The sequence below is a fragment of the Mesorhizobium sp. M2C.T.Ca.TU.002.02.1.1 genome (genome assembly GCF_003997225.1).
In genome coordinates this window covers 1-1,341 of record NZ_RZTO01001182.1, presented here as the reverse complement: position 1 = coordinate 1,341, position 1,341 = coordinate 1, and the positions used below count along the sequence as shown (strand labels likewise).

General features: G+C 63.8%; 1 protein-coding gene and 1 pseudogene. Both read left to right on the top strand.

Going from position 1 to position 1,341, the window contains the following annotated elements:
• Positions 1-202 (top strand): annotated as a pseudogene (locus EOD07_RS38905) (hypothetical protein); the annotation flags it as partial.
• Between the two features lie 329 nt (positions 203-531).
• A partial coding sequence (locus EOD07_RS34545) for an ABC transporter substrate-binding protein (protein WP_245470605.1) occupies positions 532-1,341 on the top strand: 810 nt, incomplete at its 3' end.

The window sequence follows — 1,341 nt, the reverse complement described above, 5'->3', positions numbered from 1 at the left end:
GTGGCGCGAGGAGAAGCGGCTGGTGCACTCGTTCCTACGCGCCCGCCCAACGGTGCCGCGGGCGGCGGAGGCGTTTGCGAGGATTGTTGCGGATATCGCAAGGCTGGGCGCCGGCGACGAAGCGCTAATCTCCCCCCTTGTGGGGGAGATGGCCGGCAGGCCAGAGGGGGGCGCGAAGGATCGCGACCCTTCGGATATTTAAGTACTCCCAAACCCTTTCGTCATTAGCAGTAACGACGATTAGCTGAGACGCTGGCAGGACAGCGCCCCCCTCTGTCCTGCCGGACATCTCCCCCACAAGGGGGGAGATCAGCAGCCCCAACGCCCTGCGGAACAGCGCACAAGAACTGCGGAAAACCAAACATTTCGCCGCGGAAAGCGGACCTATCATTCCCTCGCAGGCAACGGCGCCCTGGCGGTCGCATCCGCCCCCGCGTCTGGCGATCCCGGGGCGACCGTTGGCTTCGTGCAAGTCCTTGCCCCAATAGACCGCCGCGCGGGCAACGTGCGCCAACAACAGAGGGAACGACGATGAAATTCATGCTAACCGACAGAAAACTGCACCCGCAGGCCAAGCCGACCGCCGACGATTTCAAGGCGGGCGCGATCAGCCGGCGCGAATATCTGGCTTTGATGGCCGGCTTCGGCGTCAGCGCCGCCGGCGCGATGGCGCTGGGCGGGATCGCTCCCTCACCTGCCCGCGCCGCCGAGCCGAAAAAGGGCGGCGTGCTGCGCGTGGCGATGAACGTCAAGGGTTTCAAGGATCCGCGCACCTTCGACGGCGTCGAGATGTCGAACGTCGCGCGCCACTGCAACGAATATCTGGTGCGCTGGAAAACCGACTTCAGCTTCGAACCCTGGCTCTTGGAAAGCTGGGAAACGAGCGACGACGCCAAGACGATCACATTGCATGTGCGCAAGGGCATCACCTGGTCGAACGGCGACACTTTCAACGCCCACGACGTGATCCACAACCTCAACCGCTGGTGCGATGCCTCGGTCGCCGGCAATTCGGTCGCCGCCCGCATGGGCGCGCTGGTCAACGCCGACACCAAGAAGCCCGTCGACGGCGGCATCCAGAAGGTCGACGACTACACAGTCAAGCTCAACCTGCCAAAGCCCGACATCTCGCTGATCGCCGGCATGGCCGACTATCCGGCGCTGATCATGCACCGCTCCTATGAGGGTGATGCCGATCCGAAGAAAGCTTTGGCCATCACCACCGGGCCATGCGAGTTGGTCAGTTGGGACGCCGAGACCGGTGCCGAGGTGAAGCGCAAGGACAAGCCCTGGTGGAAGGGCGAGTTCTATCTCGACGGCATCAAATGGGTCGACTACGGC